Annotated in this window: 19 protein-coding genes, 1 tRNA gene and 2 pseudogenes; 12 read left to right on the forward strand and 10 right to left on the reverse strand. The window is 66.1% G+C overall.

Annotated elements, in window-relative coordinates:
* Positions 1 to 21 precede the first annotated feature (21 nt).
* The 4 genes from adhP (at position 22) to QE394_RS15100 (ending at position 3,907) form a co-directional block, all read left to right on the forward strand.
* Entirely contained in the window at positions 22 to 1,044 is a 1,023-nt protein-coding gene (adhP, locus tag QE394_RS15085) for an alcohol dehydrogenase AdhP (protein WP_349034986.1), read from the forward strand.
* Positions 1,044 to 1,451 (forward strand): DUF779 domain-containing protein, encoded by a 408-nt coding sequence (locus QE394_RS15090; RefSeq protein ID WP_056075604.1) that lies wholly within the window; start codon positions 1,044 to 1,046, stop codon positions 1,449 to 1,451. The genes adhP and QE394_RS15090 overlap by 1 nt, the downstream gene beginning before the upstream one ends.
* A gap of 192 nt (positions 1,452 to 1,643) precedes the next feature.
* Complete coding sequence (locus QE394_RS15095; protein WP_349034987.1) at positions 1,644 to 3,218, forward strand: amino acid permease; 1,575 nt, start codon at positions 1,644 to 1,646, stop codon at positions 3,216 to 3,218.
* A gap of 89 nt (positions 3,219 to 3,307) precedes the next feature.
* Positions 3,308 to 3,907, forward strand: a complete 600-nt coding sequence (locus QE394_RS15100) for a TetR/AcrR family transcriptional regulator (protein WP_056075597.1) — start codon at positions 3,308 to 3,310, stop codon at positions 3,905 to 3,907.
* A gap of 3 nt (positions 3,908 to 3,910) precedes the next feature.
* On the opposite strand, the gene QE394_RS15105 is transcribed toward QE394_RS15100, so the two are convergent.
* The 3 genes from QE394_RS15105 to QE394_RS15115 all read right to left on the reverse strand — a co-directional run bounded on the left by QE394_RS15105 (position 3,911) and on the right by QE394_RS15115 (position 6,695).
* On the reverse strand, positions 3,911 to 4,546 hold the full coding sequence (locus QE394_RS15105; protein WP_349034988.1) for a DUF2461 domain-containing protein: 636 nt from the start codon (positions 4,544 to 4,546) through the stop codon (positions 3,911 to 3,913).
* A 174-nt stretch (positions 4,547 to 4,720) separates the two neighbouring features.
* The gene (locus tag QE394_RS15110) at positions 4,721 to 6,202 is read right to left on the reverse strand and encodes a catalase (RefSeq protein WP_056075591.1); all 1,482 of its coding nucleotides are present in this window, start codon (positions 6,200 to 6,202) and stop codon (positions 4,721 to 4,723) included.
* A 7-nt stretch (positions 6,203 to 6,209) separates the two neighbouring features.
* Positions 6,210 to 6,695 (reverse strand): Fur family transcriptional regulator, encoded by a 486-nt coding sequence (locus QE394_RS15115; protein ID WP_056076397.1) that lies wholly within the window; start codon positions 6,693 to 6,695, stop codon positions 6,210 to 6,212.
* A 116-nt stretch (positions 6,696 to 6,811) separates the two neighbouring features.
* Between QE394_RS15115 and QE394_RS15120 the strand changes: the two are divergent.
* Both QE394_RS15120 and htpX read left to right on the forward strand, forming a co-directional pair.
* Positions 6,812 to 8,084: pseudogene (locus tag QE394_RS15120) on the forward strand (MFS transporter).
* A 28-nt stretch (positions 8,085 to 8,112) separates the two neighbouring features.
* Positions 8,113 to 8,982, forward strand: a complete 870-nt coding sequence (gene htpX / locus QE394_RS15125; protein ID WP_349034989.1) for a zinc metalloprotease HtpX — start codon at positions 8,113 to 8,115, stop codon at positions 8,980 to 8,982.
* A 178-nt stretch (positions 8,983 to 9,160) separates the two neighbouring features.
* Here the strand turns inward: htpX and QE394_RS15130 are convergent, their stop codons facing one another.
* On the reverse strand, positions 9,161 to 9,652 hold the full coding sequence (locus QE394_RS15130; protein ID WP_056075583.1) for a YajQ family cyclic di-GMP-binding protein: 492 nt from the start codon (positions 9,650 to 9,652) through the stop codon (positions 9,161 to 9,163).
* Positions 9,653 to 9,837: 185 nt separating this feature from the next.
* Between QE394_RS15130 and QE394_RS15135 the strand changes: the two genes are divergently transcribed.
* From QE394_RS15135 to QE394_RS15145, 3 genes are all read left to right on the forward strand, one after another.
* On the forward strand, positions 9,838 to 10,092 hold the full coding sequence (locus QE394_RS15135) for a hypothetical protein (RefSeq protein WP_056075580.1): 255 nt from the start codon (positions 9,838 to 9,840) through the stop codon (positions 10,090 to 10,092).
* 179 nt (positions 10,093 to 10,271) lie between these two features.
* Positions 10,272 to 10,353, forward strand: a tRNA-Tyr gene (locus tag QE394_RS15140).
* A 198-nt stretch (positions 10,354 to 10,551) separates the two neighbouring features.
* Positions 10,552 to 10,977, forward strand: a complete 426-nt coding sequence (locus QE394_RS15145) for a CBS domain-containing protein (RefSeq protein ID WP_045729515.1) — start codon at positions 10,552 to 10,554, stop codon at positions 10,975 to 10,977.
* A gap of 96 nt (positions 10,978 to 11,073) precedes the next feature.
* Here QE394_RS15145 and QE394_RS15150 read toward each other — a convergent pair.
* Positions 11,074 to 12,097: pseudogene (locus QE394_RS15150) on the reverse strand (LysM domain-containing protein).
* A gap of 347 nt (positions 12,098 to 12,444) precedes the next feature.
* Positions 12,445 to 13,179 carry a potassium channel family protein gene (locus QE394_RS15155; RefSeq protein ID WP_349034990.1) on the reverse strand — a complete coding sequence of 245 codons (735 nt, stop codon included), beginning with the start codon at positions 13,177 to 13,179 and terminating at the stop codon, positions 12,445 to 12,447.
* Between the two features lie 85 nt (positions 13,180 to 13,264).
* Between QE394_RS15155 and QE394_RS15160 the strand changes: the two genes are divergently transcribed.
* Entirely contained in the window at positions 13,265 to 13,810 is a 546-nt protein-coding gene (locus QE394_RS15160; RefSeq protein WP_349034991.1) for an acyl-CoA thioesterase, read from the forward strand.
* A 49-nt stretch (positions 13,811 to 13,859) separates the two neighbouring features.
* Here QE394_RS15160 and QE394_RS15165 read toward each other — a convergent pair whose 3' ends face one another.
* Positions 13,860 to 14,672: an ABC transporter permease subunit gene (locus QE394_RS15165; RefSeq protein ID WP_056075568.1), complete on the reverse strand. Its 813-nt coding sequence runs from the start codon at positions 14,670 to 14,672 to the stop codon at positions 13,860 to 13,862.
* Positions 14,669 to 15,592 carry an ABC transporter ATP-binding protein gene (locus tag QE394_RS15170; protein ID WP_261619262.1) on the reverse strand — a complete coding sequence of 308 codons (924 nt, stop codon included), beginning with the start codon at positions 15,590 to 15,592 and terminating at the stop codon, positions 14,669 to 14,671. The genes QE394_RS15165 and QE394_RS15170 overlap by 4 nt, the downstream gene beginning before the upstream one ends.
* Before the next feature lie 147 nt (positions 15,593 to 15,739).
* Here QE394_RS15170 and QE394_RS15175 point away from each other — a divergent pair, with 147 nt between their 5' ends.
* A complete protein-coding gene (locus QE394_RS15175; RefSeq protein WP_015937931.1) occupies positions 15,740 to 16,162 on the forward strand; it encodes a thioredoxin family protein in 423 nt (140 codons plus the stop codon).
* 68 nt (positions 16,163 to 16,230) lie between these two features.
* Here QE394_RS15175 and QE394_RS15180 read toward each other — a convergent pair whose 3' ends face one another.
* Positions 16,231 to 16,509, reverse strand: coding sequence for an antibiotic biosynthesis monooxygenase (locus QE394_RS15180; protein ID WP_261619261.1), 279 nt, complete (start codon positions 16,507 to 16,509; stop codon positions 16,231 to 16,233).
* 102 nt (positions 16,510 to 16,611) lie between these two features.
* Here QE394_RS15180 and QE394_RS15185 point away from each other — a divergent pair, with 102 nt between their 5' ends.
* Positions 16,612 to 18,288, forward strand: coding sequence for an AMP-binding protein (locus QE394_RS15185; protein ID WP_056075562.1), 1,677 nt, complete (start codon positions 16,612 to 16,614; stop codon positions 18,286 to 18,288).
* Between the two features lie 27 nt (positions 18,289 to 18,315).
* On the opposite strand, the gene QE394_RS15190 is transcribed toward QE394_RS15185, so the two are convergent.
* On the reverse strand, positions 18,316 to 18,870 hold the full coding sequence (locus tag QE394_RS15190; protein ID WP_261619260.1) for a hypothetical protein: 555 nt from the start codon (positions 18,868 to 18,870) through the stop codon (positions 18,316 to 18,318).
* Positions 18,871 to 18,878 lie beyond the last annotated feature (8 nt).

The raw sequence follows: 18,878 nt of genomic DNA on the forward strand, positions 1-18,878 counted from the left end.
CCATCAACGCAAGGATCGCCAATGACGACGACAATGCAAGCAGCAGTGGTCAACACCTTCGGCACCGACCTCCAGGTCCAGGAGCTGCCCATCCCCACCCCCGGCCCGGGGGAGGCCCTCGTGAAGGTCCTCACCACCGGCGTCTGCCACACCGACCTCCATGCCGCGGAAGGCGACTGGCCCGTCAAGCCCACCCCGCCGTTCGTGCCCGGCCACGAAGGCGTCGGTGAAGTGGTGGCACTCGGCGAAGGCGTCACCGACCTCGCTGTCGGGGACATGGTGGGCAACGCCTGGCTGTGGTCCGCCTGCGGCGACTGCCAGTACTGCCGCACCGGCTGGGAGACCCTGTGCGAGGCACAACAGAACGGCGGCTACAGCGTGGACGGGTCCTTTGGCGAGTACATGCTCGTCAACACCCGGTACTCCGCCCGCATACCGGCGGGATCCGACCCTGTCGAGGTGGCGCCGGTGCTCTGCGCCGGCGTCACCGTCTACAAGGGCCTGAAGATGACGGAGGCGCAGCCCGGGCAGTGGGTCACCATCTCCGGGATCGGCGGGCTGGGCCATATTGCCGTGCAGTACGCCGTTGCCATGGGCCTTCGGGTGGCCGCCGTGGACATCGCCGACGACAAGCTCGCCCTGGCGAAGGCCCACGGTGCTGCCCTGACGGTCAATGCCCTGCACGAAGACCCGGCAGAGGTGATCCAGCGCGAGACAGGAGGTTGCCATGGGGTGCTGGTTACCGCCGTGCACCCTTCAGCGTTCGGGCAGGCCATCGGCATGGTGCGCCGTGGCGGCACCATTGTGTTCAACGGGCTGCCGCCGGGCGACTTTCCGGCACCGATCTTCGAGATTGTGCTCAAGGGCCTGACCGTCCGCGGCTCCATCGTGGGTACCCGGCAGGACCTGGAAGAGGCCCTGGACTTCTACGCGCAGGGAAAGATCCACCCCACCGTCTCAGTCCGGGAACTGTCCGAGGTCAACGCGGTCTTCGATGAGATGAAGCACGCAAAGATCGACGGCCGCGTGGTCCTGAGGTTCTGATGTCCCCGGAGAGCCTGCAGGCCGCCGTGACGCTGCCCGGGGAAGACTTCTCCCGGGTGGCGCTCACGCCGGACGCTGCGGACCTGCTGCGCCTGTTGTGGCTGCAGCACGGGCCGCTGATGTTCCACCAGTCCGGCGGCTGCTGCGACGGATCCTCGCCGATGTGCTACCCGGCCGGCGACTTCCAGACCGGCGACGCGGACGTCCTGCTCGGGCTGTTCGACCTGTCCGACGGGCTGGAACCGCAGCCCCTCGAATTCTGGATGTCCCGGGAGCAGTTCAACTACTGGAGCCACACCCACCTGACCGTGGATGTGGTACCCGGCAGGGGCAGCGGCTTCTCAGTGGAGGCGCCGGAAGGCAAACGCTTCCTCATCCGCTCTACCCTGATGGACTGGCCGGCCTGAGCAGAAACCGGCGAATCTTTTGATTCGGTTCAAAAGCGCTTGGGCCCCTCATTTTGAGGGTCCCAAGCGCTTTTGGCAGAACAAAGTTCTGCATTTTCCCTGTCTCATTATTCGGGACGATTGTGACCGTCCACTGGATGGACACTACGGTTGATAGGTCTGTTTCCTTCACAAATCAGGATTGTGATCCCTATGAACCTTCTCCGGACCAAGCCCATCGAGCAGTCGATCGCCGACGCCGATGAACCCGGACGCAAGCTCAAGCGTTCCCTCAGCACGTGGGACCTGATGATCATGGGCGTCGCTGTTGCCGTCGGCGCCGGCATTTTCTCCGTGGGTGCCAAAGCCGCCGCCAACTTCGCTGGCCCGGCCGTGACTGTGTCCTTCGCCATCGCTGCCGTCACCTGCGCGCTGGCCATCATGTGCTACGCCGAGTTCGCCACCGCCATTCCGGTGGCCGGCTCAGCCTACGTGTTCACCTACGCCACCATGGGTGAGCTCCTCGCCTGGATCATCGGCTGGAACCTGATCCTTGAGCTCTTCACGGCCGCGGCAGTGATCGCCAAATACTGGGGCATCTACCTCAGCAAGGTGTTCGCACTGATGGGCGCCGATGTTCCGCCGGCGCTGGCTATCGGCGGTGTGGACCTGTACTGGGGCGCCTTCCTGATCGTGGCCATTTTCACCGTACTGCTGGTGCTGGGAACCAAGCTCTCCGCCCGCGTGGGCAACATCTTCACCCTGATCAAGATCGGCGTCGTGCTCTTCGTGATCGTCGTGGGCTTCACCTACGTCAAGGTCGAAAACTACGCCCCCTTCGTCCCGGCAGCTGAGCCCACCGGCGGCACTGGTGCCGCCGACGTCCTGAAGCAGTCCTTCTTCGGCTTCCTGACCGGTGCAGCCCCGGCGCAGTACGGCACCCTCGGCATCTTCGCCGGAGCGGCGCTGGTGTTCTTCGCCTTCATTGGCTTCGACGTTGTTGCCACCTCCGCCGAGGAAGTCAAGAACCCGCAGAAGACCCTTCCCCGTGGCATCTTCGGCGGCCTGGCCGTGGTCACGCTCCTCTACATCCTTGTCTCCCTGGCCCTGACCGGCATGGTGTCCTACACCCAGCTGGCCGAAGCGGACAACCCCACCCTCACCACCGCCTTCGAGGCCGTGGGTGATACCTCTGCCGCCAAGGTCATCGCTTTCGGCTCGCTGATCGGCCTGACCACAGTGATCATGGTGCTCCTCATGGGGCTGTCCCGCGTGGTCCTGGCCATGAGCCGCGACGGCCTCCTGCCGCGCTCCCTGTCCAAAACCAGTGACAAGCGCTCCACCCCGGTGCGCCTGCAGATCATCTGCGGTGCGGCAGTTGCCCTGGTGGCCGGCCTGACGAACGTTGACCTGCTTGAGGAAATGATCAACATCGGCACCCTCTCCGCCTTCGTGGTGGTGAGCCTGGGCATCCTGGTGCTGCGCCGCAAGCGCCCCGACCTGAAGCCGGCCTTCCGGGTTCCGTTCGGCAAGGTCCTGCCGGTGGTTTCGGCCGTGCTGTGCCTCTACCTGATGACCAACCTGGCCGTGGAGACCTGGATCTTCTTCGCCATCTGGCTGGCCATCGGCCTGGCAATCTACTTCGCCTACGGCCAGCGGCACTCACGCCTGAACGAACGGTTCAGCGTCGCCAACGCCGCAGTCAACGGCAGCGCCGCCGACGCCGCAGTCAACGGCAGCGCCGCCGGGTCCAAGTCCGGCGACGAGGACGAATTCACCCGCGCCTGACCTGCCCCTGCCAATGCCCGCCCGGCTGCCGTCCGGGCGGGCATTCGCATGTCCCGCTCCGGGATGGAGCCCGCTCTTAGGATGGATGAATGGCACGCCCCACACGACCCGAACGCAAAGCCGAACTGCTGGGCGCCATCCAGGACTATCTCATGGACAAGACCCTCACCCAGCTGACGTTCCGCAGCCTGGCCGAGGGGCTGGGCATGAGTTCCTACGTGCTGGTGTACCACTTCGGCAGCAGGGACCAGCTGATCAGCGACATTGTGGTGTCCATCGAGTCCAGGCTGGACCGGCTGCGCAGCACCGACGTGCGTGAGATCGACCGTGCAGCATGGCGTGCTTTCCTCCTCGATTCCTGGCAGTGGACCATGGCCCAGCGCAACCGGCACCTGACCCGCCTGGAGTTCGAGGCCGCAGCCCAGGACATCGTGGCGGCGGAACCACGCGGCACCTCCCGGGAGCATTTCCGCATGCTGCACCACCAGACGCGCGACTGGCTGATGGTGCAGGGCATCGAGGAAGAATTCGCGGATACCGACGCCCGGCTTTTCACGTCCACGTTCTACGGGCTGCAGTTCGACTTCGTGGTGATGAACGAGCCCGAGGCCGCCACCCGGGCCTTCGAACTGATGCTGACGGTGTTCTTCAACAACCTTGAGACCCGGCTGGCGGCCACCGGGCAGTAGGCGTCACGGGGTGGCGTACCGTCCCACCCACTCCACCAGGGGACGCAGCTCCCTCCACCTGCGGGCAATTTCTTCGCTGGCCGCCGTCGTGGATGCCCACCCGGGCTGCCCCAGCCCAACCCCGGCGGACAGCGACTTGTGCTTGAGCAGCTCCGCACGCGGATGGTCCTTGCCGAAACCCCGGGGGACTGTTTTGAGCTTCTCGCCCTCAATGGCGAACCCGGCCCCGGCCAGTGAATCCACGATGTCCTGCAGCCTGGCCCCGCTGGCAGAGGCATCTGCTGAGGCCCGGAACCGGGCCAGTTGGGCAGGCGTGTGCGAGTGGTAGCCGCCGCCCACCAGCAGCCCGTCGGCGCTGACCTGAAGGTAGAAGCCCACCCCCTCCTGCCGGGTGGCGAAGGCGCCTTGGGCCGTTTTGTACGGGGATTTGTCCTGTGAGAAACGTACGTCCCGGTAGGGACGGAACAGTTTGGCCGGCCCGAATTCGGGCTCAAGCCCGGCCAAGAGCAGCTCCAGCGGCTCGCGGACCGCGGAATCGTAGGTGGACTTGTGCTCCAGCCACCACTCGCGGTTGTTGTTGTCTTCGAGTTCCCCATAGAAGCGGAAGGCTTCCGGCGGAATCCCTGCGAAAGTGTCCATGTACGGAGCCTAGGGCCGGCAGGCACCGGGGAACAGCGGACCGGCGGCCGTATGTGCACAACGCGGAAGGCGCCGGCGCATATGTTGATAAACGCGGAACACCCCGCCCGGAAGAGTCCGTGGCGGGGTGTTCCCGTCATGCATGAACCGGGGGCCTGCCCCGATGCCGGCGTGTTAGCCGATCTTGTTGGCTGCTTCGGCGTCGGAAACCGGCGCGGCACCCAGGTTGGCGCGCAGCTTGGCGCCGAGCTCGGCGTCAACGTTGGTCCAGTACTGGATGGCGCGTTCCTTGATGTCGGAGCGCTTTACGCCGCCCACGGCACCGGTGATGGTTTCGAGGAAGCGGGCCTTGGTGGCTTCGTCGTAGACCTCGCGGTACAGCGCTCCGGCCTGGACGAAGTCGCCGTCCTCAGCGTGCAGGGAGTGCGCGGCGAGGGTCAGCTCGCCGTCGTTCTCCCAGCCGCCGGCCGTGTTCTGCGGCTCAACTGCAGCCGGGCCGCCGAAGGTGTTCGGGGCGTACACCGGAACGGAAGGTGCGTTGAACAGGAACCGCCCCTGGCCGTCCTGGCTGTAGTTGTTGACCTCGTTCTTCGGCTGGTTCACCGGGATCTGGGCGTGGTTGGTGCCAACGCGGTAGCGGTGGGCGTCAGCGTAGGAGAAGATGCGGGCCTGCAGCATCTTGTCCGGTGATGCGGCGATGCCCGGCACGAAGTTCGACGGCGCAAAGGTGGCCTGTTCGATCTGCGCGAAGTAGTTCTCCGGGTTCCGGTTCAGCTCCATGGTGCCCACCTTGATCAGCGGGTAGTCAGCGTGCGGCCAGACCTTGGTCAGGTCGAACGGGTTGAAGCGGTAGGTCTTGGCATCCTCGTACGGCATGACCTGGACGTGCAGGTCCCAGGAGGGCAGGTTGCCGGCTTCGATGTTTTCGTGCAGGTCGCGGATGTAGAAGTCCGCGTCCGAACCGGCCAGTGCTTCGGCTTCGTCGGAAGTCATGTTCTTCACGCCCTGGTTGGACTTGAAGTGGTACTTGACCCAGAAACGCTCGCCCTCGGCGTTGATCCACTGGTAGGTGTGCGAGCCGTAGCCCTGCATTTCACGCCAGGAGGCCGGCAGGCCGCGGTCACCCATCAGCCAGGTGACCTGGTGGGCGGACTCGGGGGACAGGGTCCAGAAGTCCCACTGCATGTCGGCGTCGCGCAGGTGGGTGCCCGGCAGGCGCTTCTGGGAGTGGATGAAGTCCGGGAACTTGATGCCGTCGCGGATGAAGAACACCGGGGTGTTGTTGCCCACGAGGTCGTAGTTGCCCTCGCTGGTGTAGAATTTCACGGCGAAGCCGCGCGGGTCGCGCCAGGTGTCGGGGGAGCCGTTCTCGCCGGCAACGGAGGAGAAGCGGATCAGCATCTCGGTCTCGGTGCCCGGCTGCAGGAACGCGGCCTTGGTGTACTTGGAGATGTCCTCGGTGGCCTTGAACGTACCGAATGCGCCGCCGCCCTTGGCGTGCACTACGCGCTCCGGAACCCGCTCGCGGTTGAACTGGGCGAGCTTTTCCACCAGGTAGTGGTCAGTCAGGATGATGGCACCGTCGGCACCAACTGACTTCGAGTGGGCGTCGGACGTAACCGGTGCACCTGACTGGGTGGTCGAAATGGCAGTCATTGTTCTCCTATTTCTCGTTGATCTGCAGGGGAGGATTGAAAGTTTGTTTCTGGGACTGCTGGCAGTCCTGGCAGATGCCCTGGTACATGACATCGGCGATCTGGATGGTCATCGGCTTGGACTTTTCGTCCCAGTGCGGGGTCAGGCACGGGGCGTGGCCCACGGCGCAGTCCACATCCTCCACCCGCCCGCAGCTGATGCAGATGGCGTGGTGGTGGTTGTCGTCCACCCGCGTTTCATAGAGGGCGGGGGAGTGGGGAGGCTCGAACCGGCGGAGCATGTGCAGGTCCGTCAGGTCTCCGAGCACCACGTAGACGGACTGTGCCGTCAGTTCCGGAAGCTCGGTGCGGGCTGCAGCCAGGATGCTTTCGGCGGGGGAGTGGGGGTGGCGTTCGACGGCGGCGAGTACAGCGAGCCGCTGCTTGGTCACCCTGCGGCCGTGGGCACGCAGGGCTGCAGCCCAAGCGTCCTGGCCGTCAAAGTGTTCCGTCATGGAACCCATTAGACCACTTATTTTGACTATCTCACAATAAGGCGTGGCTTACTTTCAAAGCGTGGCGGACCTGCGGTTTTGCCGGCCGGGCGGGGGCAGCCCACTACTGTGGCAGGGTGGGGAAACTGCTGGCCGACATTACACCGCTGCGCGAAAGCCCGGAGTTCCGCCGGCTCTGGCTGGGTTCGGCGGTATCCGCCGTCGGCAGCCAGCTCACCCTGGTGGCGGTGAGCCTCGAGGTTTATCGGCTGACCCAGGACAGCTTCTACGTGGGCCTGCTGGGCATCTTCGCGCTGGTTCCCCTGGTGATCGGCGGCCTCCTGGGCGGATCCATCGCGGATTCACATGACCGGCGCAAGGTGGCGTTGCTGGCCACCAGCGTGCTGTGGCTGACCACCGGGCTCATTGCGCTGCAGTCCTGGCTGCACGTGGGGAACGTCTGGGTGCTCTATTTGCTGGTGGCGCTGCAGAGCGCTGCGCAGGCCATCAACCAGCCCGCCCGGAGCGCCATCATCCCGATGCTGATCCGCAAGGAACTCCTGCCCGCTGCCAATGCCCTCAGCATGCTGGTGTTTGGCCTCGCCATGACCGCCGGCCCGCTGCTGGCCGGCGTCCTGGTGGCCTGGGTCGGCTTCGGCTGGACCTACACCGTCGACTTCGCGAGCTTCGCCTTCGTCCTCTGGGCCGTGTACCGGCTCCCGCCCCTGGCCCCGGCAGGTGCCCGCAGCAAGCCGGGCGTCAGGTCGGTCATCGAGGGATTCCGCTTTCCTTGGAACCCGGCCCAACCTACGGATGACCTTTGTGATCGACCTGGTGGCCATGATCCTGGCCCAGCCTCGCGCCCTGCTCCCCGCCGTCGCCGCGCTGATGATCGGCGGCGGCGAGGCGACAGTGGGCATCCTGCTCGCGTGCACCGCCGTCGGAGCCTTCCTCGCCGGCCTGTTCTCCGGGCCGCTGGGCACCGTGCGCGCCCAGGGCACCGCGGTGGTCTTCTCCGTGATGGGCTGGGGTGCGTCCATCGCAGGATTCGGCCTGGTGGTGCTCCTCGCCGGCAGGGCGGACGGCGAAACGGCCACGCCGTGGCTGCTGCCGGCAGCGCTGTGCTGCGTGCTGGCGGGCGTGGCCGACTCGGTCAGCAGCGTTTTCCGTAACACCATCCTCCAGGCCGCCACGCCGGACCACCTGCGCGGCCGGCTGCAGGGAGTGTTCATCGTGGTGGTGGCCGGCGGGCCGCGGGTTGGTGACCTCCTGGCCGGCGGCGCAACGAAGATCCTCAATGAGGGCTGGGTGCTGCTTTTCGGCGGGCTGCTCTGCATTGCAGGGGCCTGGACCGCGGCGAAGCTGCAGCCGGGTTTCCGCAGCTACGATGCGCGGAACCCGGCTCCGTAGCGGTCCGTTCCCTTAGTAAGGAGGAATCGTGCACAAACATCACAACGGGCTCAAGACCGCGGCACTGTTCGGCGTGCTCTGGGCAGTCCTGCTGGCTCTGGGCGCACTGATCGGGGCGGGGACGCGCAGCTCGGCGCCCATCTGGATCATGGCACTCGTGGGCGTCGGCACCACGTTCTACGGCTACTGGAACAGCGACAAGATCGCCATCCGTTCCATGCAGGCCTTCGAGGTCTCCGAGGCCCAGGCGCCGCAGCTGTACCAGGTAGTGCGGGAACTGTCCGCCCGGGCCAACCAGCCCATGCCGCGGATCTACGTCTCACCCACCATGAACCCCAACGCCTTCGCCACCGGCCGCAATCCGCAGAACGCCGCCGTCTGCTGCACAGAAGGCATCCTGCAGCTCCTGGACGCCCGCGAACTCCGCGGCGTGTTGGGCCACGAACTCATGCACGCCTACAACCGCGACATCCTCACCTCCTCGGTGGCTGCCGCCGTCGCGGGCGTCATCACCTCGGTGGGCCAGATGCTGCTCTTCTTCGGCGGCGGCGACCGGCGCAACACCAACCCGTTGGCCATGATCGCCATGGCCCTGCTGGCGCCCTTTGCGGCGTCGCTGATCCAGATGGCCATCTCCCGCACCAGGGAGTACGACGCCGACGAGGACGGTTCGCAGCTCACCGGCGATCCGCTGGCGCTCGCCTCAGCCCTGGCAAAGATCGAGCGGGGCGTCACCATGGTTCCGCTGCCGCCGGACCAGCGGCTGGTCAATGCCTCCCACCTGATGATCGCCAACCCGTTCCGCGGCGGTGCCATGAACAAACTGTTCGCCACCCACCCGCCCATGCGGGACCGGATCGCGCGGCTGGAACGCATGGCCGGCCGGCCGCTGCAGTAGCCGGCGTCCCGCAGTCGGACGCCTGCCTGCCGCAGTTGACCGCCTGGTTGGCGACGCGCGAATCAGTCCATGACGCGCAAAAGGCCGGCGCCCCGGGATAGGGGTGCGCCGGCCTTTGTGCGCAGCGGCAGGACATTCTGCGCGTCGATAACGGCGGCTACATGAGGCCGCTGGACGTTCAGCTGCGGAAGTTCACGAACTGCAGGTCGGCTTCGTCGAAATCCTTCAGCAGCGCCATGGTGGCCTGAAGATCGTCGCGGGACTTGGAAGTCACGCGCAGCTCGTCACCCTGGATCTGGGACTTGACGGACTTGGGCGCTTCGTCGCGGATGATCTTGTTGATCTTCTTGGCGAGGTCCTGCGCGATGCCCTCCTTGATGGTGGATTCCAGGCGGAACTCCTTGCCCGAGGGGTAGGGCTCGCCGGTGTCCAGGGACTTCAGCGAAATGCCGCGGCGGATCAGCTTGGACTGGAGGACGTCCAGCACAGCAAGGACGCGCTCTTCCGAGTTGGCTTTCATGAGGATCTTCTCGCCGCTGAAGTCCACCTCGGCCCCCACGCCCTTGAAGTCGTAGCGCTGGGCCAGTTCCTTCTGTGCCTGGTTCAGGGCGTTGGCCACTTCCTGCTTGTCCACTTTGCTTACGACGTCGAACGTTGACTCGCCTGCCATGACTCTCCTTATTCCGGCTGGAGCCCCGTCCGCGGACAGGGCACTATTCACTGCATTCCAGACTAGTACGGTTGCTTCCCGCCGGGGGGCCGAAGATTCACAGTTCCCTCTCAGCGGACACCCTGAGGGAACGAAGGCGGGGTGGGAACAGTTGTACGTGTTGGAAAGTCGCGAAGGGAACCACCATGCACCGCAAGGCCGTCAGTTACGTCACCCGGACCACTTCGGCGGCTGCAGGAGCAGTGGCAACAGCAGCAACGTCCGTAGCGGCAGCAGCTGTCGCAGCGTCCATCGTCTTCAGCCCGGTGGCTGACGCATCCTCGCGGATGGCAGGAGTCAGCGAGGACCTGTTGCGGGCCGTGCAGCTGAACCAGATCACCGAGGAACAGGCCATCAAGTTTGAGGCCAGGCTGGCCGGAAGGATCGCGGGCGAGGCCTGAAGCACCCCCGTTTTCCGCGCCGTTCCGGGCTTTCCGGGGCATCCGGCCACCCGATTCGATTCTTGGGCGGAAGTTCTGTAAAGTTGTCTTGCCCGCGGTTACTGGAAGCGGAACGGACCGGACTGGAAACAGAAAAGGTGTGTTTCGCAGACTGTAGCCTGGGTCTTCTTATGAAGTTCGGCAGATTACCCGAGCGGCCAAAGGGGGCTGACTGTAAATCAGCTGGCAACGCCTACGGGGGTTCGAATCCCTCATCTGCCACCCAAGGAGAAGCCTCCGGAACCAACAGGTTCCGGAGGCTTTTTCGTTCCCCGGGACACCTTCTCCCGCGTCAGCTGACGCCTGATCCGCCGCGGCAGCCCGCCGTCGACATCCGTGTTGGACCGGGCGTAGTCTGGCACCATCGGCGCACGTGCCCCGATGCCCTGCGTCGATATTCCATCGATGAAGGAGGATTCAATGAGTGCTGTACGCGAATTCATGACCACTGATGCGCGATGTATCAAGGAAAATGAGTCCCTCGTGGAAGCTGCCCGGACAATGCGGGACATGGATTGCGGCTCGCTGCCCATCTGTGGCGACGACGGCAAGCTGAAAGGCATGATCACCGACCGCGACATCGTGCTCAAGTGCGTCGCCGCCGGCCGGGACCCGGGGCAGGTGATGGCCCGCGAGCTCGCCTCCGGCACGCCGCACTGGATCGACGCCGACGCCAACGTGGATGCTGCCATCGACATGATGGAAAAGCACCAGATCCGCAGGCTTCCGGTAATCGCCGACCATAAACTCGTCGGCATCATCAGCCAGGGTGACATTGCCCGGAACTACTCCGAGCACCGTGTGGGCGAACTGGTGGAACACATTTCGGAGCGCCACGGGGTGTAGCCGGCTCACCATTTCATGGCCTTGTCCGCGGATCCCGACCCTCAAGGTCCGGGCCCGCGGACAAGCTTCTGAGAACCCGTCGGGTTCTAAGCCCCGTCAGTTCAGGGCAATCACCAGCATCTGGCTGGTTCCCGGAATGCAGGTCTGCAGGATGGCCCGGGGGAAGCCGCCGAAAACGGCGATGACGTCATTGGTGGTACCGGGGTTGGGAACCTGGCCCCGGCCCGTCACCTTGTACGTCCCGTAGCCCGGGATGCTCACGGTCTCGCCGGCACCGATGCCGGAGAACCTTGCCCAGCCGCCGCAGAAGTCGTGCTCGGTGATGAAGAGCGAGTAGCCGTCGTTCGGGGTGTAGTGGATGGGGCCGATGCAGGCATCCACCATGGACTGCCCGCCGGCGCCGGCAACATAGATGGTGCGGACGGCAGGGGCGGCCGGCGCAACGGGCGGGGCAACCGGTGCTGCAACGGGTGCTGGTGCCGGTGCAGCGGCGACGGGTGCCGGCGCTGCTGCAGGGCTGGCCGCGGGAGCAGCCGCGGGCACAGCCACCGCGGGACCGGACAACACGAGGACCTGCCCGGGAACGATGATGCTGTAGGAACCCAGACCGTTGGCGGCCAGCATGGCGTTCATGTCGACGCCGTACCTGCCGGCAATGGCGCCGACGGTGTCGCCCGCCACCACTGTGTACCGATTGGAATCGGCCGCAGGTGCAGGTGCAGGTGGCGGTGCAGGTACGGGCTCGGGAGCCGGCGCGGGGACCGGATCGGGTGCGGAGGCGGGGGCCGCGTCAGCCCCGGCCGCCGCTGCTGGCGCGGCAGCCGGGGAAACCTGCCCCGACGGAGCGGCATGCGCCTCCCCGGCAGCGGCGGGTTGCGCTGCAGGTGCGGCGTTGGCAACCTGGCCGGCCGCCGTCGTGCCCTGGTTCGGCGAACTTGTGACAGGGGTGGACGGTCCTGCTAAGGCTCCTACCCCCACAGCCGCCCACTACTGCCGCAGTTGCCATCCCGGCCCAGAGCCTGTTGCTGATAGCCGGGCGGCCTGGCGTGATGGTGTCGCGGGGTTCGTCGGTGGCGAAGCTTCTGCTGCTGGGATCGGTGGTGACATATGGCTGGTTCATGGTGGCCCATCCGGGTGCGCTCCCGCCGGCCGGGCGCAAAATGCCGGCGGCGGCAGCAAGGATTAAGATCTGACGCGCCGTGGCCGCCAGTAGCGGGGGCCGCGCGATGCGTGCGATGAGGCCGGCCGCATACCCAGAAAATGCGGGGGGCTCCTTGTGGCGGCGGAGGGCCCGGGGAGCAAACCCGGGGAACAGCCGGTGCGTGGTTCTTTCCTAGGAGTCCCGAGTCTAGGAACCCGGGGAACAGCCCGGCATCAGTAGGACTTACCCGACTTTTCCAGCCGGCTACTTGGCCGCCGCCGGCCCGCGTACTCAGGAACCGGCTGCCGCATACCTGCGGGCACCGTTTAGACGGTCCGGTTTTCCTTCAGCTCAGCGATTTCCCGGCGGAGTGCGGAGATCTCGGCCACCAGCTCCGCAACCTCGGCGCGGACGGGTTCCTCGACGGCCTCGGCCACTGACTCCGCCGTGTCCTCCACCCGCTGCACCAGCCATGAAGCAATCGATGCGGTGACCACGCCGAGCACCGCAATTCCGCTCATCATCAGCGCGGCCGCCACCAACCGGCCGATCGGTGTCACCGGGTAGAGGTCGCCGTAGCCCACGGTGGTGATGGTGGTGATGGCCCACCAGAGCGCGTCCCCGAAGGTGACAATCTTGGCGTCCGGTGCCGACTGCTCCACGTCCAGGACGGCGAGCGCACCCACAAATATGAGCATTCCCGCGGAACCGGCCACGTAAGTAGCTACGCGGCCCCGCAGGGTCTCGCCCACCGTCCGGTGGAGCACGGACAGCAGCGTGACCAGCCGGAGCAGGCGCAGCGGCCGGAAGAACGGAAGGGCCACGATGAGCAGTTCGTGGAGGTTGCGGACGAACCAGTCCCACCGGCGGGGTGCCAGCCACAGGTTGGCAGCATAGTCGACGGCAAACACTATCCAGGTGGCCCACATGACGGCTTCCAGCCAGCTCGCGCCGCTGCCTTCAAGACGGCCGATCACCTGCCACGCGTAGGCTGCCAGGAAGACGAGCGCAGTGCCCATCAGCGGCCATTCCGCCAGGTCCCGGTAGCGTTGGTGCGTCATGCTGGAAATCCTACGTGCACGGCCGGCGTCAGTGACCTCCAGACCAGGCCGCTCCAGTAAAGTTACCAGCGGGTAACATCGAGTCATGCACCTTCTCCTGAGGACCCTGCTCCTGCTGTTCCGTTCAGCCCGCCGCCGTCCGCTCACCGTATGGGACAGTGCTTCGCTGCCGCTGCGGGTCCTGCCCACGGACATCGATATCGCGATGCACGTCAACAACGGCATGTACCTGTCCCTCATGGACCTGGGCCGGTTCGACCTGATGGTGCGCAGCGGCGTGTGGAAGCGGATGCGGGGACGTGGCTGGAGCCCCGTGGTGGCGGCCGAGACCATTGCCTTCAGGAAGTCGCTGCAGCTGTGGCAGCAGTACACCATCGAGACCCGGATCATCGGGCTGGACACCAAAGCCATCTTCTTCGAGCAGCGGATGGTGGCCGACGGCGAAATTTACGCGCGTGCCTACATCGCCACCCGGCTGGTCAGCAGGTCCGGTCCGGTCAGCCAGGAGGAGATCCTCCGCGAGTTCGGCCAGCCGCCCGCGAACCTGGTGCTGCCCGAATGGATCCACGAATGGCGCGAATCCAGCCAGTTGCCCGGCAGCCGCTCGCCGGCTCCACACACCTGGGCATAACCACCGGCCCTGACGCCAGCCCGTAACGGGTCCTAATGAGCGGTGCCGGCTACGCGCCGACGTCGCGCTGTTCAAGGGCGACGGCGGCCAGCGCCACCAGTGCCGCGGAAATGCCCCAGAGCCACCCGGCCGAGGCCCAGTCGGCCCCATTGACCATGGGGGAGTTGCCGTAGGCCCAGTGGTAGGGGCTGACCTTGAGCAACCACTCAACGTCCGGGCTTTGCCTGCCAACGGCGTTGAACACGTATCCGAGCACCGCCACCGCCGCTCCGGCCGCGAGTCCGTACGTGCGGCGTCCGGTCGCCGCACCGACGAACAGCGCCGAGGTCCCCGTGAGCAGGCCAAGCCCGGCGAACAGCACCACCGTACCGAAGAGGTTGGCAGGATCGATGTCCAGCTGCGAGGGGCCGTTCAGCAGGGAGACGATGACGAAAGCCAGGGCGGCCAGCACCAGCACCCGCAACAGCAGCGCGAGCGCGCGTTCCAGGACCACCTGCACCCTCCGCACGCCATGGGCCAGGGTCAGTTCGAGCTGTCCCGACTCCTCATCGCCGCCCACGGCAGCAGCGCCCCAGGCCACGGTGGCGATGCTCATGAGAAGGAAACCAATCAGCCCGAACAAAGTGGCCTGCGCGTAACCGGGCCCGGAGGCGATCTGGTCGTAGTTCAGGGCGCGGGTCATCTCCGCCGGCAGGGCGTTGATCATTTCCTGCATTTGGTCACTGCCGCCGATGGAGGGGTAGAGCGGGAGGTACAGGAACGCCGCCGCAGCGAGCCCGGCGGCCCAGGCAAGGGTGGAGCGCCACGAGTCGACGAAGGCCCGCCGGAACAGTGGAAGCGTGGTACCCGCGGGATGCCTCACCGGACTTCCTTCCGTGGCATGGCGTACATCTTCAGCACGGACTCCTCAAGGTCGGGCTCCTCCAGCACAAGATCGGTCAGCTCAAGCCGTCCCAGCGCATGGAGCAGCGGCTGGATGGCGCCTTCGAGGACCGCGGACAGGGTGACGCCGCCGTTGGACTCCAGCACCTCGACGTTCCCGATGCCTGGCACCGCCGTGAGCAGCGCAACGGCGTCGGGCGCCGCTGTGTGGGAGGCCGTGAAGCGGAGGTGCCGCACTGCGCTTTCCCGCAGCCCGGTCACGGATTCCACGGCGATGATGCGGCCGTCGCGGAGGATGGCCACCGTGTCAGCGGTCTGCTGGATCTCGCTGAGGACGTGGGAGCTGAGGAAAACGGTCTGGCCGTTGCGGCGGGCCTCGCGCAGCATGGCGTGGAACTCCTGCTGGATCAGGGGGTCCAGCCCGCTGGTGGGCTCGTCCAGCACCAGCAGTTCCGGCTGGTGCATGAAGGCCTGCACCAGCCCGAGTTTTTGCTTGTTGCCCTTGGACAGCTTGCGGGTGTGCCGGTCCAGGTCGAGGTCCAGCCGCTGCGCGAGTTCATTAATCCTGCCGGGCGGCACAGGTCCGCTGACCGCCTCGTAGTGGGACAGCAGCTTCCGCCCTGTCACCCTGCCTTCGAGGAAGAGCTCGCCCGGGAGGTAGCCGATGCGGCGGCGCAGGTCCGGCCCGCCCGCCCGGGGGTCCTGGCCCAGGACCCGCACTTCACCGCCGTTGGGCCGGATGATGTCCAGGAGGCAGCGCATGGTGGTGGTCTTGCCCGCGCCGTTGGGGCCGATCACACCGAAAACACTGCCCGCCTGCACCTCAAAGTCGACGCCGTGCAGGACTTCGCGGCGGCCGAAGCTCTTGGTCAGGGAATGCGCGGATACCGCGATGTCCATGGTGCCCTCCCGGGTGCCGCTGCGGGGCTGATGACCACAGGGTAGGCCCACGGAGCGGCTGTGTACATGCGCAGGGCCGGGTTATTCCCGATGACGCGTCCAGCGAACAGCCCAGCACGGCGGCGGCATCACGCGTACCGTTGTTCCATGGCTACCCTTGACATCACAGGTGAACAGTTCGCATCGACGATCGAAGGCAACGACATTGTCCTGGTCGACTTCTGGGCAGAATGGTGCGGCCCCTGCAAGCAGTTCGGGCCCACGTACTCAGCTGTTTCCGAGAAGCACCCGGATGTCCTCTTCACCAAGGTGGACACCGAAGCCGAGCAGCAGCTCGCCGCGGAGGCAGGCATTTCCTCCATCCCCACCCTGATGGCTTTCCGCGAAAAGGTGCTGGTGTTCTCCCAGCCCGGCGCGCTGAACGCCCAGCAGCTGGAGCAGGTGGTGGACGCCGTGAAGGCCCTGGACATGGAGGAAGTCCATGCCCACGTGGCCAAGCAGCGCGAAGAGGCTTCAGCCGCAGCCAAGCCCTCGGGGCCCCAGGACGGCTCGCAGATCCCGGACCTGTAAAGAATCCTTAAACAAAAAGAGCGGGACCTCCCTGTGGGAGGTCCCGCTCTTTTGGTTTCAATGGCCTGCTAGATGCGTTCCACCTTGACGGGCTCGGCCAGCAGTGCGCTCAGCGATTCGTTGAGGTCCTGCACCGCGGTGCCCTTCGAATGCTTCTCCAGGTCCTCCTCCGAAGCCCACTGTTCGGTCAGCACCAGCTTTTCCTCAGTGGCTTCCGTCAGTTCGTAGCGGATGCAGCCCGGCTCGTTCACCACCTCGTCGATGGCGATTTCCAGGGCCAGCTTCACGCGGAAGAACTCGCCCTCGTTGGGGATGAACGTTGCCTGCAGGTCGATCGGTGCACTCATGGCTTTCACAATACCGGGCAGCGGCGCCGCTTCCCGCCGTGTTGCGGCGGACATGCGATCCGGATGCTGTCATTGCCGCCGCCCTGTTGGTAGCGTGCCTGCATGCGTGCTTACACAGCCGGGGACACTGACGTTCCGCTGCTCGAGGAGACCATCGGCTCGAACTTCGAGCGGGTGGCCGCCAGGTTCCCGTACCACGATGCCCTGATCGAGGCGGCTCCGGTACCGGGCGCCGACGCGCGCCGCTGGAGCTACAGCAAGATGAACGACGACGTCGACCGGCTGGCCCGCGCGCTCCTCGCCCTGGGCGTGGCCAAGGGGGAGCGGGTGGGCATCTGGAGTCCCAACTGCGCCGAATGGACGCTGCTGCAGTACGCCACCGCGAAAGTGGGAGCCATCCTGGTCAACGTGAACCCCGCGTACCGCAGCCACGAGCTTGAATTCGTGGTGAAACAGAACGGGATGCGGACGCTTGTGACCGCGCCTTCGGACACCAACAGCGATTATGTGGCCATGGCACGGAAGGCGCTCGCCGGCTCCCCGGAACTGCGGGAACTGGTGTTCCTGCCGGTTCCGGGCGGGGACGTGGACGACGCCGTGTCCCCGCTCAGCGACGCCGAGCTGACGTACGCCGAGCTGCTCAAGCGGGCTGACGCCGTCGGGCACTCCGCCCTGAAGGCGCGGATGGCGGAACTGGATCCGCACGATCCCATCAACCTGCAGTACACCTCCGGCACCACGGGGTTCCCCAAGGGAGCCACCCTCACGCACCACAACATCCTGAACAACGGCTTCGCCATCGGGGAACTGCTGGGCTACACCGAGCACGACCGTGTGGTGATCCCGGTGCCGTTCTACCACTGCTTCGGGATGGTGATCGGCAACCTCAACGCCCTGAGCCACGGTGCCGCCACCATCATCCCGGGCCGCGGGTTCTCGCCGGCCGCGGCGCTGGAAGCGGTACAGGATTTCGGCGGGACGTCCCTGTACGGGGTGCCGACCATGTTCATCGCCGAGCTCGCGCTGCCCGACTTCGCCTCCTACGACCTCTCTACCCTGCGCACCGGGGTGATGGCGGGTTCGCTGTGCCCCATCGAGGTGATGAACCACGTCATCGCGGACATGAACATGACGGACGTGGCCATCTGCTACGGCATGACCGAGACGTCGCCGGTGTCCACCATGACGCGAAAGGGCGACACCCTGCAGCACCGGACCGAAACGGTGGGCCGGACCATGCCGCACCTGGAGAGCAAAATCGTGGACCCCGTGTCCGGCGCGGTGGTGGAGCGCGGGGAGATCGGCGAACTCTGCACCCGCGGCTACGCGGTGATGGACGGGTACTGGAACCAGCCGGACAAGACCGCGGAGGCCATCGACGCCGAGGGCTGGATGCACACCGGAGACCTCGCCCGGATGGATGCCGACGGGTACGTGCTGGTGGAGGGCCGGATCAAGGACATGGTGATCCGCGGCGGCGAGAACATCTACCCCCGTGAAATCGAGGAGTTCCTCTATACCCACCCGGCAGTCCAGGACGTCCAGGTGATCGGTGTGCCGGACGAAAAGTACGGGGAGGAACTGATGGCCTGCATCATCCTCAAGCCCGGCGCCGAACCGCTGGACGCCGCGGCGGTGGCCGACTTCTGCCGCGGGCAGCTGGCCCACTACAAGGTGCCCCGCTACGTCGAGATCCGCAGCAGCTTTCCCATGACGGTCTCGGGGAAGATCCGCAAGGTGGAGATGCGGCAGGAGGCGGTGGCCCGGCTGGGCCTGTAACCCTTCTGCCGTTCCTGCGGCGCAGCCCTACTTTGCCCCGCGGGCACCCCGGCGGGATGCCCGCGCGGCGGCAAACGCCAGGACGACGGCGGCGGCGAGCGTGGCGGCCACGAGCAGCGGGCGGAAGCCGGCGGCGCTCTTTTCCGGGCTGTGGGCGGGAGGCCCGCCTGATGATGGGGCGGATCCCGCTGTCGTGACTTCGTCCGGCGACAACTTCCATTCGGAGGCGGCGGGGAGGGTGCCCGGGGGCAGCTTTTCGTTCCGGAGTTCCCGCCGCAGTTCGAGCTGTTCCCTCACGTCCCCGGTGGGCGCGGGCACCGCATCATCAGCGGCCAGGGCGGAGGGGAGGTCGACGATGTATGGCTTCCCGTAGAACGCGGCGGACGCCACCGAGTCCAGCCAGGTGGCTGGCGGGGACTGTACGCCACGGCGGGCGAATTCTGCCCGGAGCCTCTCTTTGATCTCCTCGAGGTCGTTGCCTTCCGCATCCCGGGTGACGTCGAAGATGGCCAGTTGAAGCTGGACATGGCTGTCCTCTTCGGGCTCGTTGGTACCGGGGGTCGCATTCGTTGCCGCATCCATCCGGAAAC

Origin of the sequence: Pseudarthrobacter sp. SORGH_AS 212, assembly GCF_030818145.1 — a bacterium.
Lineage (GTDB): Bacteria > Actinomycetota > Actinomycetes > Actinomycetales > Micrococcaceae > Arthrobacter.